Source organism: Pseudomonas sp. LBUM1657 (genome assembly GCF_059716075.1).
Window position 1 is genome coordinate 3,837,200 of the sequence record NZ_CP166799.1, and the last position, 18,002, is coordinate 3,855,201.

At 59.3% G+C, this 18,002-nt stretch carries 22 protein-coding genes; 12 read left to right on the forward strand and 10 right to left on the reverse strand.

Going from position 1 to position 18,002, the window contains the following annotated elements; genetic code table 11:
* The first annotated feature begins 31 nt into the window (after positions 1 to 31).
* Positions 32 to 1,303, forward strand: a complete 1,272-nt coding sequence (locus ACA055_RS17730) for an epoxide hydrolase family protein (RefSeq protein WP_497679833.1) — start codon at positions 32 to 34, stop codon at positions 1,301 to 1,303.
* Positions 1,304 to 1,357: 54 nt separating this feature from the next.
* Here the strand turns inward: ACA055_RS17730 and ACA055_RS17735 are convergent, their stop codons facing one another.
* Positions 1,358 to 1,774 carry an organic hydroperoxide resistance protein gene (locus ACA055_RS17735; RefSeq protein WP_497679834.1) on the reverse strand — a complete coding sequence of 139 codons (417 nt, stop codon included), beginning with the start codon at positions 1,772 to 1,774 and terminating at the stop codon, positions 1,358 to 1,360.
* A gap of 424 nt (positions 1,775 to 2,198) precedes the next feature.
* Between ACA055_RS17735 and ACA055_RS17740 the strand changes: the two genes are divergently transcribed.
* Together ACA055_RS17740 and ACA055_RS17745 are read left to right on the forward strand one after the other, a co-directional pair.
* Positions 2,199 to 2,471, forward strand: coding sequence for a hypothetical protein (locus ACA055_RS17740; RefSeq protein ID WP_497679835.1), 273 nt, complete (start codon positions 2,199 to 2,201; stop codon positions 2,469 to 2,471).
* Positions 2,472 to 2,660: 189 nt separating this feature from the next.
* On the forward strand, positions 2,661 to 2,888 hold the full coding sequence (locus ACA055_RS17745; RefSeq protein ID WP_497679836.1) for a DUF6555 family protein: 228 nt from the start codon (positions 2,661 to 2,663) through the stop codon (positions 2,886 to 2,888).
* 110 nt (positions 2,889 to 2,998) lie between these two features.
* On the opposite strand, the gene ACA055_RS17750 is transcribed toward ACA055_RS17745, so the two are convergent.
* The 3 genes from ACA055_RS17750 to ACA055_RS17760 all read right to left on the reverse strand — a co-directional run bounded on the left by ACA055_RS17750 (position 2,999) and on the right by ACA055_RS17760 (position 4,229).
* Positions 2,999 to 3,154, reverse strand: a complete 156-nt coding sequence (locus tag ACA055_RS17750) for a hypothetical protein (RefSeq protein WP_497679837.1) — start codon at positions 3,152 to 3,154, stop codon at positions 2,999 to 3,001.
* Positions 3,155 to 3,219: 65 nt separating this feature from the next.
* Positions 3,220 to 3,531 (reverse strand): AzlD domain-containing protein, encoded by a 312-nt coding sequence (locus ACA055_RS17755; protein WP_010455066.1) that lies wholly within the window; start codon positions 3,529 to 3,531, stop codon positions 3,220 to 3,222.
* The gene (locus ACA055_RS17760) at positions 3,531 to 4,229 is read right to left on the reverse strand and encodes an AzlC family ABC transporter permease (protein WP_497679838.1); all 699 of its coding nucleotides are present in this window, start codon (positions 4,227 to 4,229) and stop codon (positions 3,531 to 3,533) included. Before ACA055_RS17760 ends, ACA055_RS17755 begins: the two co-directional genes overlap by 1 nt.
* Positions 4,230 to 4,484: 255 nt before the next feature.
* Here ACA055_RS17760 and ACA055_RS17765 point away from each other — a divergent pair, with 255 nt between their 5' ends.
* Positions 4,485 to 4,859 (forward strand): DUF2784 domain-containing protein, encoded by a 375-nt coding sequence (locus ACA055_RS17765; protein WP_497679839.1) that lies wholly within the window; start codon positions 4,485 to 4,487, stop codon positions 4,857 to 4,859.
* A gap of 27 nt (positions 4,860 to 4,886) precedes the next feature.
* Here ACA055_RS17765 and ACA055_RS17770 read toward each other — a convergent pair whose 3' ends face one another.
* The 3 genes from ACA055_RS17770 to ACA055_RS17780 all read right to left on the reverse strand — a co-directional run bounded on the left by ACA055_RS17770 (position 4,887) and on the right by ACA055_RS17780 (position 7,338).
* Entirely contained in the window at positions 4,887 to 6,464 is a 1,578-nt protein-coding gene (locus tag ACA055_RS17770) for a sensor domain-containing diguanylate cyclase (RefSeq protein ID WP_497679840.1), read from the reverse strand.
* 67 nt (positions 6,465 to 6,531) lie between these two features.
* On the reverse strand, positions 6,532 to 6,750 hold the full coding sequence (locus ACA055_RS17775) for a hypothetical protein (protein ID WP_497679841.1): 219 nt from the start codon (positions 6,748 to 6,750) through the stop codon (positions 6,532 to 6,534).
* Between the two features lie 60 nt (positions 6,751 to 6,810).
* Positions 6,811 to 7,338 (reverse strand): DUF3087 domain-containing protein, encoded by a 528-nt coding sequence (locus ACA055_RS17780; RefSeq protein ID WP_497679842.1) that lies wholly within the window; start codon positions 7,336 to 7,338, stop codon positions 6,811 to 6,813.
* Positions 7,339 to 7,554: 216 nt separating this feature from the next.
* Between ACA055_RS17780 and ppnN the strand changes: the two genes are divergently transcribed.
* Positions 7,555 to 8,928, forward strand: a complete 1,374-nt coding sequence (ppnN, locus tag ACA055_RS17785; protein ID WP_497679843.1) for a nucleotide 5'-monophosphate nucleosidase PpnN — start codon at positions 7,555 to 7,557, stop codon at positions 8,926 to 8,928.
* Positions 8,929 to 9,091: 163 nt separating this feature from the next.
* On the opposite strand, the gene ACA055_RS17790 is transcribed toward ppnN, so the two are convergent.
* Positions 9,092 to 9,355: a DUF2790 domain-containing protein gene (locus tag ACA055_RS17790; RefSeq protein ID WP_497679844.1), complete on the reverse strand. Its 264-nt coding sequence runs from the start codon at positions 9,353 to 9,355 to the stop codon at positions 9,092 to 9,094.
* A 294-nt stretch (positions 9,356 to 9,649) separates the two neighbouring features.
* Between ACA055_RS17790 and ACA055_RS17795 the strand changes: the two genes are divergently transcribed.
* From ACA055_RS17795 to ACA055_RS17805, 3 genes are all read left to right on the forward strand, one after another.
* On the forward strand, positions 9,650 to 10,390 hold the full coding sequence (locus tag ACA055_RS17795; RefSeq protein WP_497679845.1) for a response regulator: 741 nt from the start codon (positions 9,650 to 9,652) through the stop codon (positions 10,388 to 10,390).
* A complete protein-coding gene (locus ACA055_RS17800) occupies positions 10,387 to 11,694 on the forward strand; it encodes an ATP-binding protein (RefSeq protein WP_497679846.1) in 1,308 nt (435 codons plus the stop codon). Before ACA055_RS17795 ends, ACA055_RS17800 begins: the two co-directional genes overlap by 4 nt.
* 170 nt (positions 11,695 to 11,864) lie before the next feature.
* The gene (locus ACA055_RS17805) at positions 11,865 to 12,896 is read left to right on the forward strand and encodes an alpha/beta fold hydrolase (RefSeq protein WP_497679847.1); all 1,032 of its coding nucleotides are present in this window, start codon (positions 11,865 to 11,867) and stop codon (positions 12,894 to 12,896) included.
* 39 nt (positions 12,897 to 12,935) lie between these two features.
* On the opposite strand, the gene ACA055_RS17810 is transcribed toward ACA055_RS17805, so the two are convergent.
* Positions 12,936 to 13,973: an alpha/beta fold hydrolase gene (locus ACA055_RS17810; RefSeq protein WP_497679848.1), complete on the reverse strand. Its 1,038-nt coding sequence runs from the start codon at positions 13,971 to 13,973 to the stop codon at positions 12,936 to 12,938.
* Between the two features lie 225 nt (positions 13,974 to 14,198).
* Here ACA055_RS17810 and ACA055_RS17815 point away from each other — a divergent pair, with 225 nt between their 5' ends.
* Positions 14,199 to 14,585 (forward strand): hypothetical protein, encoded by a 387-nt coding sequence (locus tag ACA055_RS17815; RefSeq protein ID WP_497679849.1) that lies wholly within the window; start codon positions 14,199 to 14,201, stop codon positions 14,583 to 14,585.
* Between the two features lie 78 nt (positions 14,586 to 14,663).
* Here the strand turns inward: ACA055_RS17815 and ACA055_RS17820 are convergent, their stop codons facing one another.
* Positions 14,664 to 15,575 carry a LysR family transcriptional regulator gene (locus ACA055_RS17820; protein WP_497679850.1) on the reverse strand — a complete coding sequence of 304 codons (912 nt, stop codon included), beginning with the start codon at positions 15,573 to 15,575 and terminating at the stop codon, positions 14,664 to 14,666.
* 165 nt (positions 15,576 to 15,740) lie between these two features.
* On the opposite strand from ACA055_RS17820, the gene ACA055_RS17825 reads away from it, so the two are divergent.
* The 3 genes from ACA055_RS17825 (at position 15,741) to ACA055_RS17835 (ending at position 17,947) form a co-directional block, all read left to right on the forward strand.
* A complete protein-coding gene (locus ACA055_RS17825; RefSeq protein WP_497679851.1) occupies positions 15,741 to 16,709 on the forward strand; it encodes a DMT family transporter in 969 nt (322 codons plus the stop codon).
* Positions 16,710 to 16,852: 143 nt separating this feature from the next.
* Positions 16,853 to 17,587 carry a substrate-binding periplasmic protein gene (locus tag ACA055_RS17830; protein ID WP_497679852.1) on the forward strand — a complete coding sequence of 245 codons (735 nt, stop codon included), beginning with the start codon at positions 16,853 to 16,855 and terminating at the stop codon, positions 17,585 to 17,587.
* A gap of 108 nt (positions 17,588 to 17,695) precedes the next feature.
* Entirely contained in the window at positions 17,696 to 17,947 is a 252-nt protein-coding gene (locus tag ACA055_RS17835; protein ID WP_497679853.1) for a hypothetical protein, read from the forward strand.
* Positions 17,948 to 18,002: the final 55 nt, after the last annotated feature.

The window sequence follows — 18,002 nt, forward strand, 5'->3', positions numbered from 1 at the left end:
CAGGTGAACGTCCTCAACCGAGACAATGAAGATGAAGCACCTATTCGCGGTCGTTATGGTTGCCTTCGCGCTTTGCGTCTCGGCCCTCGCCAATCCAGCGACGGCTGACGACCCCAAGGCCATTCAACCCTTCCACGTTCAAGTTCCGGACAAGGATCTGACTGATCTGCGCAACCGCATCGCCGCGACCCGTTGGCCGGACAAGGAAACGGTTGCCGATCAGTCCCAAGGCGCGCAGCTGGCGAAGTTGCAGGCGCTGGTTCGCTACTGGGGCACGGACTACGACTGGCGCAAGGCCGAGGCGCAGCTCAACGCATTGCCGCAATACATGACCACCCTCGATGGGGTCGATATCCACTTCATCTGGGTGCGCTCTCCCCATCCGAACGCGCTGCCCATGATCATGACCCACGGTTGGCCGGGCTCGGTGTTCGAGTTCATCAAGGTTGTCGGTCCGCTCACCGATCCGACCGCCCACGGGGGCAGCGCCGCTGATGCATTCGATCTCGTGATTCCGTCGATCCCTGGCTATGGTTTTTCCGGCAAACCCAGTGGCACCGGCTGGGACCCGGATCACATCGCCCGGGTCTGGGCGCAGCTGATGCAGCGCCTCGAATACACCCGTTATATCGCCCAGGGTGGCGACTGGGGCGGACCCATCACCAGCGCAATGGCACGCCAGGCACCGGCCGGATTGCTCGGCATTCACCTCAACCTGCCGGCAACGATACCGCCAGAAGCGGGTGCCGCACTCGCGGTTGGCGGGCCGGCGCCAGCGGGATTTTCGGCGGAGGAGCGCGTGACCTACGACGCCGTCTCCACGCTCGTCAAACAGGGCAACCTGGCTTACAGCACGATGATGGCCGCGCGGCCGCAGATGATGGGCTATGGCGTGGCGGATTCACCGGCCTTCCTCGCAGCGCTGATGCTCGTGCACCCCGGCTTTGCCAAATGGACCTACGGCGCCGACCCGCAACAGGCGCCGACGAAGGATCAAGTGCTGGACGACATCACGCTGTACTGGCTGACGAACACCGGCGCTTCATCAGGACGGCTCTACTGGGAGAACATGGGACGCAGCCCGCTTTCTTCCACCGCACAAAAGACCACCGAAATCACGTTGCCGGTGGCGATCACGGTGTTTCCGGATGATGTCTACTTTCCCCCCGAGAGCTGGGCCAAGCGCGCTTATCGCAACCTGATCTACTTTCGCCAGGCCGACAAGGGCGGCCACTTCGCGGCGTGGGAACAGCCGCAACTCTTCTCCGAAGAACTTCGCACGGCGTTCCGATCGCTGCGCTGAGTAGCAAGGGGTGCACGCATTTGCGCGTCCCCCTTGCGAGGACTGTGGAGCCGCTCAGACCAGATTGATCTCGACGTTGATGTTGCCCCGTGTGGCTTTGGAATACGGACACAGCTTATGCCCTTCATCCACAAGCTTGCGGGCCGTTTCACGATCCAACCCCGGCAGGCTGACGTTGAGGCGAGCCTGCAAGAGGTAGCCGCCCGCATTGGTGCCCAGGTCGACTTCGGCGTCAATGCTCAGATCAGCTGGAAGCTTGATCTTCATTTGGCCGGCAGCCACCTGCATCGCACCGATGAAGCAGGCGGACCAACCTGTCGCGAACAGCTGCTCGGGATTGGTGCCGTCGCCCGGCCCGCCCGGGGACGACAGCTTGACGTCGAGACGCCCGTCAGAGCTGCTTGATTTACCGTCCCGCCCGCCCGTGGTATGGACCTTGGCGGTATAAAGCACTTTTTCGAGCTGGGTCATGATGATCTCCTGATTGAACAGTCCTTTGTGCTTGATGGGAGTGATGCTCCAGTGGATGGATTTCTAAATATAGACGTCGCGGGCCGACGAAGTCCCCAGAGCCGCCAGCCGGACATGGCCCTGATTTTCAGCATATTGATTACTGACGTGAAGTTATCAATATCGACAGCAATGCATACATCAGTAACAGCAGCTTAAATACAGTTCGCACTTCAACGTTACACACAGTGTTTCATTCAAGAAACACTTGTATAAGCTCGGCGTTTTACCCATCAACCGCCTGTCTGAGAGTTCTGTCGCCATACATACATTTAGAAAAACTCCCGCTAGCATTCGCGCCGCATTTCCCTCGGCACCATCCGCTTGACCAAAGAGTCAACACCTAAGGAAATCCCTACAACATCAAGCCTTGCAGAGAAACCAATTGCGCGACGATTTTGCAATTAATCAAGTCGGTGGCCTGCCGTGTGTTTATCTTTCAAAGACAGAACACTGCCCACTTGACTGTTTTATCGGGCAATACATAACGACTCGAAACCTGCGGTCAATTCCTGATATCAATGACCTTCTGTGCTCTACCCTCGAACACTATCCGGGCAAACCTCCGGTCATGGTCAACGAACTGAATGCCTGGATCGACAAAACCCTTGGTTTTCGGGCCTCGCACCCGGATTTTGCTCAGCTGGAAGATGTTTGAAACGATACGTGGAATCTGTTCAGTAAAAACTGAACGAACCTGAAGCTATAACAATCTCAATAGCAGAGGCTCATTGAGTCTCTCATTTTTTTGCCGCCTTATTTCTGCGCAACGTTGGTACTGCAGATCTCTCAGAATTCCCCTATCGGACTATTGAACCAAAGCGATCGTTGGTATCAGGAGGAATACATGAGTGAACTCGTTCCCTATGCCGTGCATTACTTGTTCCACGGTGTGCGACAGCACTTTTTCAAACTGGCCGTGCAATTCTCGGATGTCGAGGCAATACATTCGGCTTCTGCGCATGCTTACCCTGAGGCCGGCCGTAAAATTGCCGCACATGCCAGCCTTGATAACGCGCGAGTCCAGGCTCAACAACTGGGAATTACGCAGATTCGCTGGAATGTTTCGATCTGATCTCAAATGTGGGAGCGGGCTTGCCCGCTCCCACAGGAGATTACATTTCAGGCAGCAAATCATTAAAAAGCCCCGCTCAATGGCGGGGCTTTGTTGTATGCGCTGCTCGGTCAGGGCTTCAGCGGACGCTCTTCGTCGCGCTCTCCCAGATCTCGGCTGTCGTCACGTTTCCATGTCTGCTCCGCATGCCTCTGTTGTTCAAGCTCTTCTTCCGTGGGTTCATCCATGTCTTCATCCAGGTCCGGACGCTTTTGTTCATTTGCCATGCTCACCTCTCTTCCTAAGGGATCAGTCATCAACTTTTAGCGTAGAACAATTTCGGCAGCCCGGCTCAGAGCCACCAGCGCAGCAGAAAGAAAAACCCCATGCTCAACAGCATGCTGAGCAACGTGTTGCGGGTGTACAGCACCAGCCCCACCGCCACCAGTGAACTGATCAGGTACGGGTTGTCCCACTGCAGGTTCAATTGCTTGTCGGGCATGAACACGATTGGCCCGCAGATCGCGGTGAGCATGCCCGGCACCGCGAAACCCAGGAACTGCCGGGCGTTGCTGCTCAGGCGCAGCGGTAGCCGAGGCTCCAGAAACACGTAACGGTTCAGGAAAACCAGCACACCCATCCCGATAATCACTGCCCAGACCATCATGTGCGTCCACCGTAGAATTTGTTGCAGACAAAGCCTGCGGTCATGCCCGCCAATCCCGACAGCACCAGCGCCGAGCCCCATTGCCAGTAACTGAACAACACCGAACAGAACAGCGAAACCGCCACGCAGACCACGGTCGGCACGTTACGCACCACTGGTGTGATCAGGGCGATAAAGGTGGCCGCGATGGAGAAGTCCAACCCCAGATGTTCGAGCCCCGGAATGCTGCTGCCCAGCACGATGCCGGCCAGGGTAAAGAGGTTCCAGGCGATGTAAAACGTCAGGCCCACACCCAGGGCGTACCAGCGATTGAACTGCTGCTTGTCATGCTGACTGGTCAGGGCGAACAACTCATCGGTGAGCAAAAAGCCAAGCCCAACACGCCAGCGACCTGGCAACGGCGAAATCACCGAACGCATGCTCATCCCGTAAAGCAAATGCTGGGAGGTCAGCAACAAGGTGGTCAGCAGAATCGAGAAGACCCCGGCGCCGCCCTTGAGCATGCCGATCGCCACCAGTTGCGCGGCACCGGCAAACACGATGCTCGACAAGCCCTGGCCTTGCAGCGGCGTGAGATTGGCCTCGATGGCCATGGAACCGGCCAGCAACCCCCAGGGCGCGGTCGCCAGGGACAACGGCATGATCGCTGCGGCGCCGCGAAGAAACGCACTGCGCGGCATGAGTGAGTTGGACATAACGCTCTACAACCAGTGAAAGACGTCAGACTGTGCCAGCAGTCGCCACCGATGGCTTGAACAATCTTGCGCACTTTGCCATTCATCGGCTGCACGCTTGATTCGCCACGGCGCCGGAGTTCATCGAACAGATCGGTAAATTGCTCTACAAGGCCAGCGCAATGGCCAGATGCGCGCCGAGTTCGCTGTTTTTCGCGATTGAGCCGCCCGCCCGAGTACCATGAAGCGATTCGCCTGATGCGTCCCGGAGTCGATATGTTTTACCGAATCGCCGCCGACGGGCTGGTGCTATTTCATCTGCTGTTCATTCTGTTCGTGCTGTTCGGCGGGCTGCTGGTGCTCAAATGGCGCCCGCTGGTCTGGTTGCATCTGCCCGCCGCGGTCTGGGGCGTGTCGGTGGAAGTCTTTCACCTGTTTTGCCCGCTGACTGACTGGGAAAACCTGATGCGCCACGCTGCCGGGCAAACTGGCTATGGCACCAGCTTCATCGAACACTATGTGTGGCCGATCATTTACCCCGCCGGCCTGACACCTGCCATTCAACTGGTGTTGGGCGGCGTGGTGCTGGCGATCAACGTGCTGGTCTATCTTCGGGTGATCAGGCAGTGGAGGTTGCGCAGGGCCGGATAACCTTGGGGTTTGTATGAATCGCCACGGTCAGTTGGCAATGACGCTCATGTTCCGGCCGCTGGCCTTCGCCACATACAGCGCCTTGTCAGCGGCACTGATCAAGTCGTCCGGTTGGTCCTGTGAGGCTGGATCGTACGCACAGACGCCCAGGCTGACCGTCACCATGCCTTCCGGACACTCACTGTGCTGGATGCCCGCTTGCTGGACCGCGCGACGGATTTTTTCCGCCACCAGAAACGCGCCCACATAGTCGGTCCCAGGCAGCACCACGACAAATTCTTCGCCACCATAGCGGGCGGCCAGATCGCCAGGGCGCTTGATGTTGTCCGTGATGATCGCGCTGATCTTGCGCAAACAGTCATCGCCGGCCACATGACCGTACTGATCGTTGAACAGTTTGAAATGATCGACATCGATCATCAGCAACGCGAGGCCGGTCTGGGTACGCCGGGCACGACCCATTTCCGCGAGAATGAACAAGTCAAACTGACGCCGGTTGGACAGCCCGGTCAGCGCGTCCTCCAGGGCCAGCAACTCAAGGCTGCGGTTGACCTCGATGAGTTTTTCCTGAGCGTCCAGCAATTTGCTCTGAACATCATTCTGCTGCTTCATCAGGCGGATCAGGCGAAACCCGAGGACACCCAGAAACCCCAGCAGCAAGGCGACGATGCCCGCGCTCAGCATCGACTGCTGCCGCCAGCCGGCCAGGACTTCCTTCTTGTTGAGTGCGGTGAAAACGATCAGAGGATAGCCGTCGACCCGGCGGAACCCCACCACCCGCTCGACGCCATCCACAAAAGACGTCACCGTTGCCGTGCCGGAATTACCCATGGGCAACAGTTGCGTGAACAGCGGTCCCTTGCCGACGCTGGTGCCCATGTCCGCTTCGTTGAACGGCCGGCGAACCACGATGGTGGAGTCGTTGGCGATCAGGTTGATCACACCGTTGCTACCCATGTCGATGCTGTCGTAAAGCTCAAGGAAGTGGCTGATATGGATCGTTGCCAGGGCCACGCCGGCAAAACGGCCGTCCGGATAGTTGACGCGGCGCGACACGGTCATGATCCATTCACCGCTCGAACGACTTTTTATCGTCGGACCGATGTGAGGTCCACGGTCGGGATGATCGCGATGAAAGATAAAGTATTCACGGTCGGAGTTGTTGGCATTGGGCACGCTGACGCCGTTGGAATTGGCGATCCATTCCCCCCGTTCGTTATAAATGAACAAGCCATGCAGCTGACTCAGTTCACTGCGCTGGGCGCTGAGCAAACGCTCCAGCCGGGGCAACCGGGACTGGTCGATGCCGTCGCTTTCAAGGCGGTCCACCAGGGTCAACAGCAGCGTATCGGCTTGCTTGATCGACGCCTGCGCTTGCCAGGCCAGGGTTTGCGCAAGGTTGGACATCGCCACTTCCTTGTCACGCAAATGGTACTGACGCGAATTCCAGGCTTCCCACACCACGATAGCCATCATCGACAGGCACACCGCAATCAGCAGAGACACCGCTGAGCGAACCTTGAGCGTTGCCCCTGGCGACTCGATCAGGAACGGCACAGCGGATCGGGATTTTTCAATACGATCTTTAATCGACGGATTTCCCATGGCGCTCCCTGATTCTTATGTCATGGCGATGCTTCCTGGCCGCCATTTCTTAACGCTAGTCACTTCACTATGCCTGATCCACGCCCGGATAGGTGATGGGCATTTTCCATGCCCAAAACGTCAGGCCAATCCCGAAAATCGCCGGCAACGTGACCGCCGGAAAGTCCACCAGCAACACCTCCGGCCCACAGATACCCGCTGCCACTTCCCAGAAGTGAAACAGCGCGTGGGCCGTCAGCCAGGTCGCTGCTGAAGCCCAGAGTAGCACCCGGTGTGTCGGGCTCACGCTGCCGCCGATGAACGCGGCGCCAATGGCTAGCTGCGGTTTCTACCCACACCATGGGTTTCAGCGAGGCGTCTGCTTCATCGCTTCAAGCCAGGCGGGGTTCAGTTGCGTCTGTTCGGTCTCGATGCCCAGCGCTTCCATTTTCGCCTTGTGTTGCTCGACTTCACGGCTCAGTTGGGCGTGGTCGCTGGAGTTACCGTCCAACTCATGCATCTGGGTCAAGCCCAGATGATAGAAGCGCAGCAGCTTCATGGCGGTCGGATCACCCGCCTCCACCGCCGCCGTGACCTGATGCATGACGTTGGTGATGCTCATCAGGCTGCGCTTGAGCTGCCAGCCGTAGACTGCCGGCGCCATCCAGTCCTGGCTCCAGAACGTGCCGCGCATCAGTGCCACCATCAGCAGCACGGCGACAAATACGCCACCGACGTTGAAACGCAGATTGTCCCCGCCGGGCTCACCGAACAACGCCACCGCCGCAGTGGACAGCACCATCGCCAGCGCCAGGAAAATCAGAGCGATGATCACCGTGCTGCGTCGCGTCTGCTGTCGATAGGTTTGGGCATTCTTCGGCTGGATTTCGAACATTGCGTCGGTTTTCCTTGGGGCAGGGGCAAAAAGTGTGCGGGCCATTATCGCCTCTGCGGGGGATTTAGCTATGCTGGGGCTCCTTTTCATCTTTTCATCGTCAAACGGGGGAACATGGCGATCCAGCGCAGTTCGTGCCATCTTCTCTTATGGATGCATATTATTCGGATGCCCTTGCCCTCCCTGGGTGAATGACATCGTTTTAAGGATCATTGAATGACCCAACGACATGTAATCAACGCCTCGGTCAGCCCTAAAGGCAGCCTGGAAACGCTCTCCCAACGTGAAGTGCAACAATTGAGCGAAGCCGGTTCCGGCAGCACCTATACCTTATTCCGCCAGTGCGCCCTGGCCATCCTCAATACCGGCGCCCATGTTGATAACGCCAAAACCATTCTCGAAGCCTACAAAGACTTCGAAATCCGCATTCACCAGCAGGACCGCGGCGTACGCCTGGAACTGCTGAACGCCCCCGCAAACGCCTTCGTCGATGGCGAAATGATCGCCAGTACCCGGGAAATGCTCTTCAGCGCCCTGCGTGACATCGTCTACACCGAAAACGAACTCGACGCCCAGCGCATCGACCTGAGCACTTCCCAGGGCATCAGCGACTACGTCTTCCACCTGCTGCGCAACGCCCGCACCCTGCGCCCCGGCATCGAACCGAAGATCGTGGTGTGCTGGGGCGGCCATTCGATCAACACCGAAGAATACAAATACACCAAGGAAGTCGGCCACGAACTGGGCCTGCGCAGCCTGGACATCTGCACCGGTTGCGGCCCCGGCGTGATGAAAGGCCCGATGAAAGGCGCGACCATCGCCCACGCCAAACAGCGTATCCACGGCGGTCGCTACCTCGGTCTGACCGAGCCCGGCATCATCGCCGCCGAGGCGCCGAACCCGATCGTCAACGAGCTGGTGATCCTGCCGGACATCGAGAAACGCCTGGAAGCCTTCGTCCGCGTCGGCCACGGCATCATCATTTTCCCGGGCGGTGCCGGCACGGCCGAAGAGTTCCTGTACCTGCTCGGCATCCTGATGCACCCGGACAACGCAGGCCTGCCCTTCCCCGTGGTCCTCACCGGGCCGAAACATGCCGCGCCGTATCTGGAACAACTGGATGCGTTCGTCGGCGCCACGTTGGGGGAAAGCGCGAAGCAACACTACGAAATCATCATCGATGATCCGGCGGAAGTGGCGCGGCAGATGACCCAGGGTCTGAAAGCGGTCAAACAGTTCCGCCGCGAGCGCAACGACGCCTTCCATTTCAACTGGCTGCTGAAGATCGACGAAGGCTTCCAGCGCCCGTTCGACCCGACCCACGAAAACATGGCCAACCTGAAACTGAGCCGCGACCTGCCGGCCCACGAACTGGCGGCCAACTTGCGTCGCGCGTTCTCCGGCATCGTCGCCGGCAACGTCAAGGACAAAGGCATCCGCCTGATCGAAGAGCACGGGCCGTACCAGATCCGTGGTGATGCCGCAGTGATGCAGCCGCTGGATCAACTGCTCAAGGCCTTCGTCGCCCAGCACCGGATGAAATTGCCGGGTGGCGCGGCTTATGTGCCGTGTTATCAGGTGGTTGCGTAACCTTGTTCAAGTAATCACTGTGGGAGCGAGCCTGCTCGCGAAGGGGCCATCAGATCCAGCATCAACGCTGACTGACACTCCGCATTCGCGGGCAAGCCCGCTCCCACAGTAGTTCTGTGTCGTACACCAGTTTCGTGTTGGACACGATTTGATCCTCAGGCAATCAACCACCCTGATTGCCACATTCTGCAAACTTGCTGTAATCCAGCACTTTCTGCGTGCCGCTGGAATCCAGGTAAGTCATCCGCGCATTCACAATCCCGCAATTGGCGCCGCCGTCTTCTACAGTAGAAATCACCTTCTTGATATCCAGGTGGGTGCCGTAGGTATACGTCTGCGATTTGGTCTGGATGTCGGCATGGGCTGAGAAGGCTGCAACGTTCAGGACTGCAAAGAAGCCGGCGGCGAGGAGTTTGTTCAGGTTCATGGCGATTACCTTCGGTTTTAATGAGTAGTGGTGCGAGGCAAGTCGTCTTGTCTCGATGGAACTCATTTAATCCGCCGCAGGTATCCGCCATGTGTCGTAAAACCGGGGCTATTAAGGCGTAAGGTGTCACACAGGGCACTCGATACAGTTCGATACATCCGCCCCCGAAAAAAACCGTCTTGTATGTCCATGTATCAAATACATCGCCAGATACAGTGGGATACAAAGGCTGGCAGGCAGGTGCGGCGCGGCTCCCTAGAATGCGCAACGTGCGAATAACAAGAGGGTTGAGCAATGGAACACGTGAACCACATCCTGATCGTCGATGACGATCGCGAGATCCGCGAACTGGTCGGCAATTACCTGAAGAAGAACGGCCTGCGCACCACGGTGGTTGCCGATGGCCGGCAGATGCGCAGCTTTCTGGAAACCACGCCGGTGGACCTGATCGTGCTGGACATCATGATGCCCGGCGATGACGGCCTGCTGCTGTGCCGCGAATTGCGTTCGGGCAAGCACAAAGCGACGCCGATCCTGATGCTCACCGCGCGCAATGATGAAACCGACCGCATCCTCGGTCTGGAAATGGGCGCCGACGATTACCTGACCAAACCCTTCGCCGCCCGCGAACTGCTGGCGCGGATCAACGCCGTGCTGCGCCGCACCCGGATGCTGCCGCCCAACCTGCTGATCACCGAAAGTGGCCGACTGCTGCAGTTCGGGCGCTGGCGCCTGGACACCACCGCCCGTCACTTGCTCGACGAAGATGACACCCTGGTGGCCCTCAGTGGCGCCGAGTACCGCTTGTTGCGGGTTTTCCTCGATCATCCGCAGCGGGTGCTGAGCCGCGACCAATTGCTCAACCTGACCCAGGGCCGCGACGCCGACCTGTTCGACCGCTCCATCGATTTGCTGGTGAGCCGACTGCGCCAACGCTTGATGGATGACTCCCGGGACTCGACTTACATCAAGACCGTGCGCAGCGAGGGCTACGTGTTCTCTTACCCTGTGGAATTGCTCGGTGCGCAGCCATGAGTTTTACCCTGCGCTGGCCGCGGACCCTGGCTTCACAGCTGTCACTGATTTTTCTGGTAGGCCTGATCGTCGCCCACGGCTTGTCCTTCGGCGTGCAGTTCTACGAGCGTTATCGCAGTGCCGAGGCCATGTTGCTTGGCAATCTGGAAAACGATGTGTCGATCGCAGTGTCGATCCTCGACCGCTTGCCGGCCGCCGAGCGCGCCGACTGGGTGCCCCGCTTCGAGCGCCGGACCTACCGCTATTCGCTGGGCGAAGGCCTGCCCGGCACACCGATTGACCTTAAAGATGCCCATGACGCGGTGCAGTCGATCCAGGACGCCGTCGGTCAGCAATACTCCCTGACGTTCACGCGCATTGCCGGGGCGCAACAACATTTCCAGGCGCACCTGAAACTGGCCGACGGCAGCCCGCTGACCATCGATGTCCGGCCGTCGGTGATGCCGCTGTCCTCGTGGCTGCCGATGGTGCTGCTGGTGCAGTTGACCCTGTTGTTGATCTGCACCTGGTTGGCGGTCAGGGTGGCTATTCGCCCGTTGACCCGGCTGGCAAAAGCCGTCGATACCCTCGACCCGAATGCCCACACCGTGCACCTGGACGAGAGCGGCCCCACCGAAGTCGCTTACGCTGCTGCGGCCTTTAACTCCATGCAGGATCGCATCGCCGCGTACCTCAAAGAACGCATGCAGCTGCTGGCAGCGATTTCCCATGACCTGCAAACCCCGATCACTCGCATGAAACTGCGCGCCGAGTTCATGGACGATTCCAGCGAGAAAGACAAACTCTCCAACGACCTCAGCGAGATCGAGCACCTCGTGCGCGAAGGCGTGGCTTATGCCCGCAGCGTTCACGGCTCGACAGAGGCGAGTTGCCGGATCGATCTCGACTCCTTCCTCGACAGCCTGGTGTTCGACTATCAGGACATGGGCAAGGCCGTGGAGCTGAGCGGAAAAAGCGCCGGGGTTATCGACATTCGCCCCCACGCCCTGCGGCGGGTACTGGTGAACCTGACGGACAACGCGCTGAAGTTCGCCGGCGCCGCCGAATTGCGGGTGGAATCGAAGGCCGACGGCAGTCAGTCGATCAAAGTCCTGGATCGCGGACCTGGGATTGCCGAAGACGAGCTGGCGCAGGTCCTGATGCCCTTCTATCGCGTGGAAAACTCGCGCAACCGCAACACCGGCGGCACCGGCCTGGGGCTGGCCATCGCCCAGCAACTGGCGCTGGCCATCGGCGGCTCGCTGGCCCTGAGTAACCGCGATGGCGGTGGCTTGTGTGCCGAACTGGCCCTGAACCCCTTGTAGTAGCTGCTACATCGCCATGTATCGCAGTGTGTCTCCCGGCCCCTGCGATACATGAGCTTGAACCCGACCGCCATTTTGAAACCGGCCAGATACGTCGCCGGGTTCAACTGTGGAGCATGGTTTGGAGGGATTGTCTCTCCAGCGTCATCGCCACAGATTGAGGGTTCCCCATGTCAGACACCATCAACAGCAAACGCCGACACTTCCTGCAAATCGCCGGGATCGGCGCGGCGAGCCTTGCCGCGAGCCAATGGCTGAACGTCGGTACGGCCCAGGCGGCAACAGCACCGGCCAAACCTGCTAACGCGCTGATGCCGATGAAACAGATTCGCGCCGGCGTCCTCGACATCGGCTACAACGAGGCGGGTCCGAAAACCGCTCCGGTGGTGGTGTTGTTGCACGGCTATCCCTACAGCATTCAGAGCTTTGAAGAAGTCACACCGATTCTGGTGGCGCGCGGTTTCCGGGTGATCGTGCCGCACCTTCGGGGTCATGGCACCACGCGGTTTATCGACGCGGCAACCCCGCGCTCCGGGCAACAAGGGGCGATCGGCGCCGACGTCATCGCGCTGATGGATGCTCTAAAGATCAAGACCGCCGTGTTCGCCGGTTTCGACTGGGGCGGACGTGCTGCTTGCGTTGCCGCCGCACTGTGGCCGGAACGCTGCACCGGGCTGGTGAGCGTCAACAGCTACCTGGTGCAGGACATCGCCCACGCGACGGCGCCGATCCCGGCGAAGCTCGAATCGGGCCTGTGGTATCAGTATTACTTTCAGACCGAACGCGGCCGCCTCGGCTTGACGGCTGACCGCACCGGCATCGCCAAAGTCATTTGGACCCGCAACTCGCCGGGCTGGAATTTCGACGACGCGACCCTGGCGCGCACCGCAGTCGCTTTCGACAACCCGGATTATGTCGATGTGGTGATTCACTCCTACCGCCATCGCCTCGGTCTGGCCGAGGGTTACCCGGCTTACGTCGACATCGAAAAGCGCCTGGCCGCCCTGCCGCCCATCACCATGCCGGCGATCACCCTCGACGGCGTGACCGATGGCAACTACCCGGCGAGCGATGGTTCAGCCACGGCCAAGCGTTTCACCGGCAAGCGGATTCACCGTCAGGTGCCGAACGCCGGGCACAACCTGCCCCAGGAAGCACCGCAGGCGTTTGCCGATGCGGTGATTGATGTGGCTGCGCTGTAAGCGATGATTTGATGACCTGCGCGTGCAGCCGAAGGTGAATCACTGACGGGCGGCCACCAGCTCCATGACGGCATCGGCAAAGGCCTGCGGTGCTTCCTGAGGCAAGTTGTGCCCGGCGCCGTCGATCACCCGATGCGAATACGCGCCGCTGAACTTGGTCGCGGCCATCGTGCCATCGGTGGCCGGTACGACACCGTCGGCGCCGCCCTCCAGATTCAACGTCCGCACGCCAATCATCGGCAGCGGTGCGAGGCGTTTCTCGAGCGCTTCGAATTTTGGATAACCCGGCGCCAGGCTCAGGCGCCAGCGGTAGTTGTGGATCACGATATCGACGTAGTCGGGATTCTCGAACGACGCCGCCGTGCGCGCGAAGGTCGCCTCGTCGTAGGGCCAGCGTGGTGAATTGGTGGTCCAGAGAATGCGCGCGATGTCCGCGCGGTTGGCGGTCAGCCCGGCGCGACCGCGTTCGGTGGCGAAGTAATATTGATACCACCAGCTCTGCTCGGTCTTGGCCGGCAGCGGCACTGTCGCGTTACGCACCAGGTCCTGGATCAGGTAGCCGTTGACCGTCAGCAAACCCGTCAACCGTTCCGGCCAAAGCGCCGCCATGATGCAGCCAGTGCGGGCGCCCCAGTCATAGCCGGCCACCGTCGCTTGCTCGATCTTCAGCGCATCCAACAGCGCGAGCATGTCGCTGGCCACCGCCGATTGCTGACCCGACCGCGGTGTGGCCGCCTCGAGAAAACGCGTCGAACCATGCCCGCGCAAGTGCGGCACGATAACCCGACAACCTTTGGCCGCCAGCAGCGGTGCCACGTCTATGTAGCTGTGAATGTCATAGGGGTAGCCGTGCAAAAGCAGCACCGCCGGGCCGTCCTTCGGCCCCGCCTCGTAGTAACCGACATTCAGTTCTCCTGCGTCGATCTGCTTGATCGGCCCGAGGGTCGGGACTTTGGCGTCGGCAGCGTGGGCGATGCCCATGGAGTTCCACTGCGCGGCAGCAACACCCGCGATGGCGATGCTCAGGGCGGCCCTGCCGAGGAACATCCTGCGATTCACATCAATAGGCTCTGCCATGGGAACTCCGCGACACCGGGATCGATCCGGAAATAGTAGTGCGGATTTTTCAAAGGGTTTTGTATCCGTTTGTATAAGAAGCCACGACAGATACGCAGATGCCGATTTCGTCGCGTTCAAGCACACATCCGCGATACACCCGAGCGTTTAACTGTGAACACCAGATAGCACGAACCCACTCGCCGCTACTGACCCACTCAAACTCAAGCGCACGGAGAATCACCCATGTTCAATTTCTCGAAAGTCTCGTCCCTGGCACTCGGTCTGGCACTGGTTGGCGGCCTCGGCCTGTCGAACCTGGCTTCGGCCAACACCCCGAGTGCTGTGTCCTACAGCCAGAGCCAGCCGCTGCTGGTGGAAGGGGGTTCTGATCGTCTGATCGAGAATCGCGTTGCCGAGGGTGGTGCTGATCGTCTGCAAGAACTGCGTGAACGTGTGGCGGAAGGTGGTTCCGACCGCCTGATCGAAAATCGCGTAGCCGAGGGCGGTGCCGATCGCCTGCAGGAACTGCGCGAACGTGTTGCCGCAATCAGCCCGAGCAACGCCGTGCGCGGTGGTGTGATCGTTGCAGAAAACCGTGCCGAATTCGGTTCGAAATATCAGCGCTACTGATTGCCAGGCATTCCGTAACACCCCAAAGCCCGGATCTCCCGGGCTTTTTGCTGTGTGCGCACTGGACTCCACTCGCGTTTATGAGCGTCCGCGTTCACTCAAGCTCGCTGCCGTGAGGCGCTCCGCGAGAAATGCGATCAGCACTCGCGTTCTGGCCGGAACATAATCGCCAGCCGGCCGGAGCGCATAAATGGCGGAGGTGGTTGGAAGTGAAAACGCCTCCAGCAGCGGTATCAGGCGCCCGGCTTTCACATCCTCCTTCACCATGTACTCGGGCAGACGAGCGATGCCCGCACCCGCCAGGCAAACCGAGCGAATAGCTTCAAGACTGTTGCAGGTAAATCCACCCTCGATCCGGATCGACCTGGTGGAAGGCGCGCGTAACTCCCAATCGTTGAACCGGCTTTCAAAATTGAGTTTCAAGCAGAGATGCTCAGCGAGCTCGCCCGGTTCGACAGGAACCCCATGGGCTTCGAGATAAGCCGGAGCGGCGCAAACAATGCGCGGGTTTGAACTCAGTTTATGAGCGACGAGGCTTGGATCGGATAACTCACCGCTTCGTATCGCCACGTCAATGCGCTCATACCGGATGTCGATAAGGGCGTCTGTCAGGTTCAAATCAATCTTTATCTCAGGATACAGCCGCATAAAATCAATCAGGGCCGGCACAACGTGGTACTGACCGAGCGCATTGGGCGCAGACACCTTTATCGTCCCTCGCGGCGCATCTGATTCATGCACAACGGCCACTTCCAAAGCCAGTATGTCCTCCAGGATTGGCCGGGCGGCCTGCACATACCTTTCTCCCGCCTGCGTCAGCGTCATTGTTCGGGTCGTGCGCAATAGCAATTGCGTGCCGAGCCGCTCTTCCAGGCGCTGAACCCTTTTACTGATTGCCGAGTGGGTCATCTTGAGCTTGCGCGCAGCGGGCGAAAAGCCGCACGCATCAACCACAGCGACCAGGATCGCCATGTCGCTATAACGGTCCATACGTGCCCCTATATGTTCCGAAATGGAACAGATTTTTGTAAAAAACGATGAATTCCAATTTGTTTTGACATGCTTGAGAATTCTTGTAAAGGGAAGCGCATCCGCTCGGCGCAATGGGAAAGGAAATACCACTCCCAAACTTAAATACGGCGACAGAGGGCGGCGATGAGCAATTCACACATCCAGCAGTTATCCATCACAGGTGTGAGCGCAGCGGTATTGGCGGCGCTGACCTGGTCGATGAACTTTGTCGCCCCGTTGCTCATTGGTGAGTATTCGATATTTGACCTGGCCGCGTGCCGATTCATCATTTCCGGGCTGATCGGCGTCGTGATCCTGATGATGAATATCGAAGCCTGTAGGCGCATGACCTTCAATGATTGGCTCGTCACTGCCGGCCTGGGATTCATCGGGTATGTGGGATATTTCGTGGCCGTCGTCATCGCCGCCACCTACGCCGGTCCCGTCGTCGCGCCCGCGTTTTTAGGGCTCGTGCCCATCGTGCTGGCCATCGGCGCAAATGTGCACGGCGGGATTTCCTGGCGCGTGCTGCAAGTGCCCTTTGCGCTGGCTTCGCTCGGCTTGTTGCTGGTCAACGGCCAGAACATCGCCCAGTTCGAGGGTCAATCACACTCCACGCTGGCCATCGGGATCGGCGCATCCATCGGGGCCGTCGCACTGTGGACCTGGTTTGGACTGGCCAATCAAAAAGCCCTCGCCAAAAGGCCCGGCACGAATGCCTGGGTCTGGACGGCGATGATGATGATTGGCGGTAGCGTCCAGACGCTCATGTTCATGCCGGTGGGTACTGCCCTGGAGTTGTTCAACGCCCCCTCGCTCGGCTTCGGGCAAGCCGCTATCAGCCACCTTTACCTTCCCGCGTTTGTACTCGCGGCAGTGGCGTCGATCGGGGGTGCGTGGGCCTGGACCATCGCTTCGCAACGCCTTCCCATGACACTGGCCAGCCAGTTGTTGTCACTGGAGATGGTGTTCGCGACGTGCCTGGGTCTGTTTTTCTACTATCGGTGGCCCACGGTTCCAGAAGCGTTGGGCATCACCCTGATTGTCCTGGGAGTGGTCAAGGCTATCGGTGCGTTCCAGAGCAATGCCGGTAAAACTGCCTTGAGTTATTGAGGATTGGAGCACGGCACCCGCTCCCACAGTTGATTGTCGAGCCCATAAATCCTGAGGTCTGACGCAAAAGCCCCGACAATTCCTCGGGACAGTTGCCGTACGCTCGTACTAAGCTTTGCGCTTCATTTCATCAAGGACGATTCATGAAGCGCATTGCCGGTTGTCTGTTGTCTTTACTGACATTGACCGCGGCCGCGGCCGATCTGAACCTGCTCACCGACAACCATCCGCCCCTGCACTTTCAGCAAGGTGGCGAGCTGGTGGGGTTTGGCGTGGAGGTGGTGCAGGCGCTGGCCGAACGCGCCGGCGATCAGGTGCACTTTCAACAAGTCCCTTTGCTGCGCGCCTTGCATGTCGCCACGAACGAGCCTGCCACCGGGGTGTTTACCGTGTTTCGCACCGCCGAGCGCGATGGCCAGTACCAGTGGGTCGGTCCGCTGATGGAAGTGGAAACGGCGCTGTATTCCACCGGCAGCAACCAACCACCGGTCCACAGTTTGCTGGAAGCCGGCAGCCTGGGCCGGATTGCCGTCCCGCGAAAATGGCTGGCCTACAGCTACTTGCAGAAGCAGGGTCTGAACAATCTGTACGGCGTGGAAACGCCCGAACAAATGATGCGGCTGGCGCGCCTGGGCCGCGCCGAATTTGTAGTGGCCGACACCCTTTCCATCGCCGCCATGGCCCGGGAAGAGGGACTGCCACCCAGCCAGCTGCACTATCAAATGCCGCTCATGAAGCAAGGCACTTACATTGCGTTTTCCCCGCAGACCGATGCTCGCCGGGTGGCGCGCTGGCAGCAGGCACTGGACGAGATGAACCGCGACGGACGCCTGGATCAACTCAAACAGCGTTGGCTAAGCGACCACACACCGCGCTGATGATGGATCAACGCTCTCGATAACAACTATGCGCAAGGGTGTTTTCTCATCACGGCGCTCCAGCCCTACAGTGGACCCATCTTCTCCCCACTCTCCTGGAGCTGCATCATGAAAAGCATCATCGGTCTTGGTTTCGCCCTGTCGGTTCTTGGCGCTACATCCGCCATCGCTGCACCGCACGCCACTTCGCAAATCGTTGCAGCGGCTGACGTCAGCCAACCGGCAACGCTGAATGTGAACACCGTCGGTATCGACACTGAACGCAAAGGCAGCGTGAACCTGCAACAAAACGCTGAACAATCCAAACTGTACGTCGCTGAAAACCGTCCCGAGTTCGGTTCGAAATATCAGCGTTATTGATCAACGGCTTTGCGCCGCCTGAAACAGGAAACCCCGGATAGATCCAATCTACCCG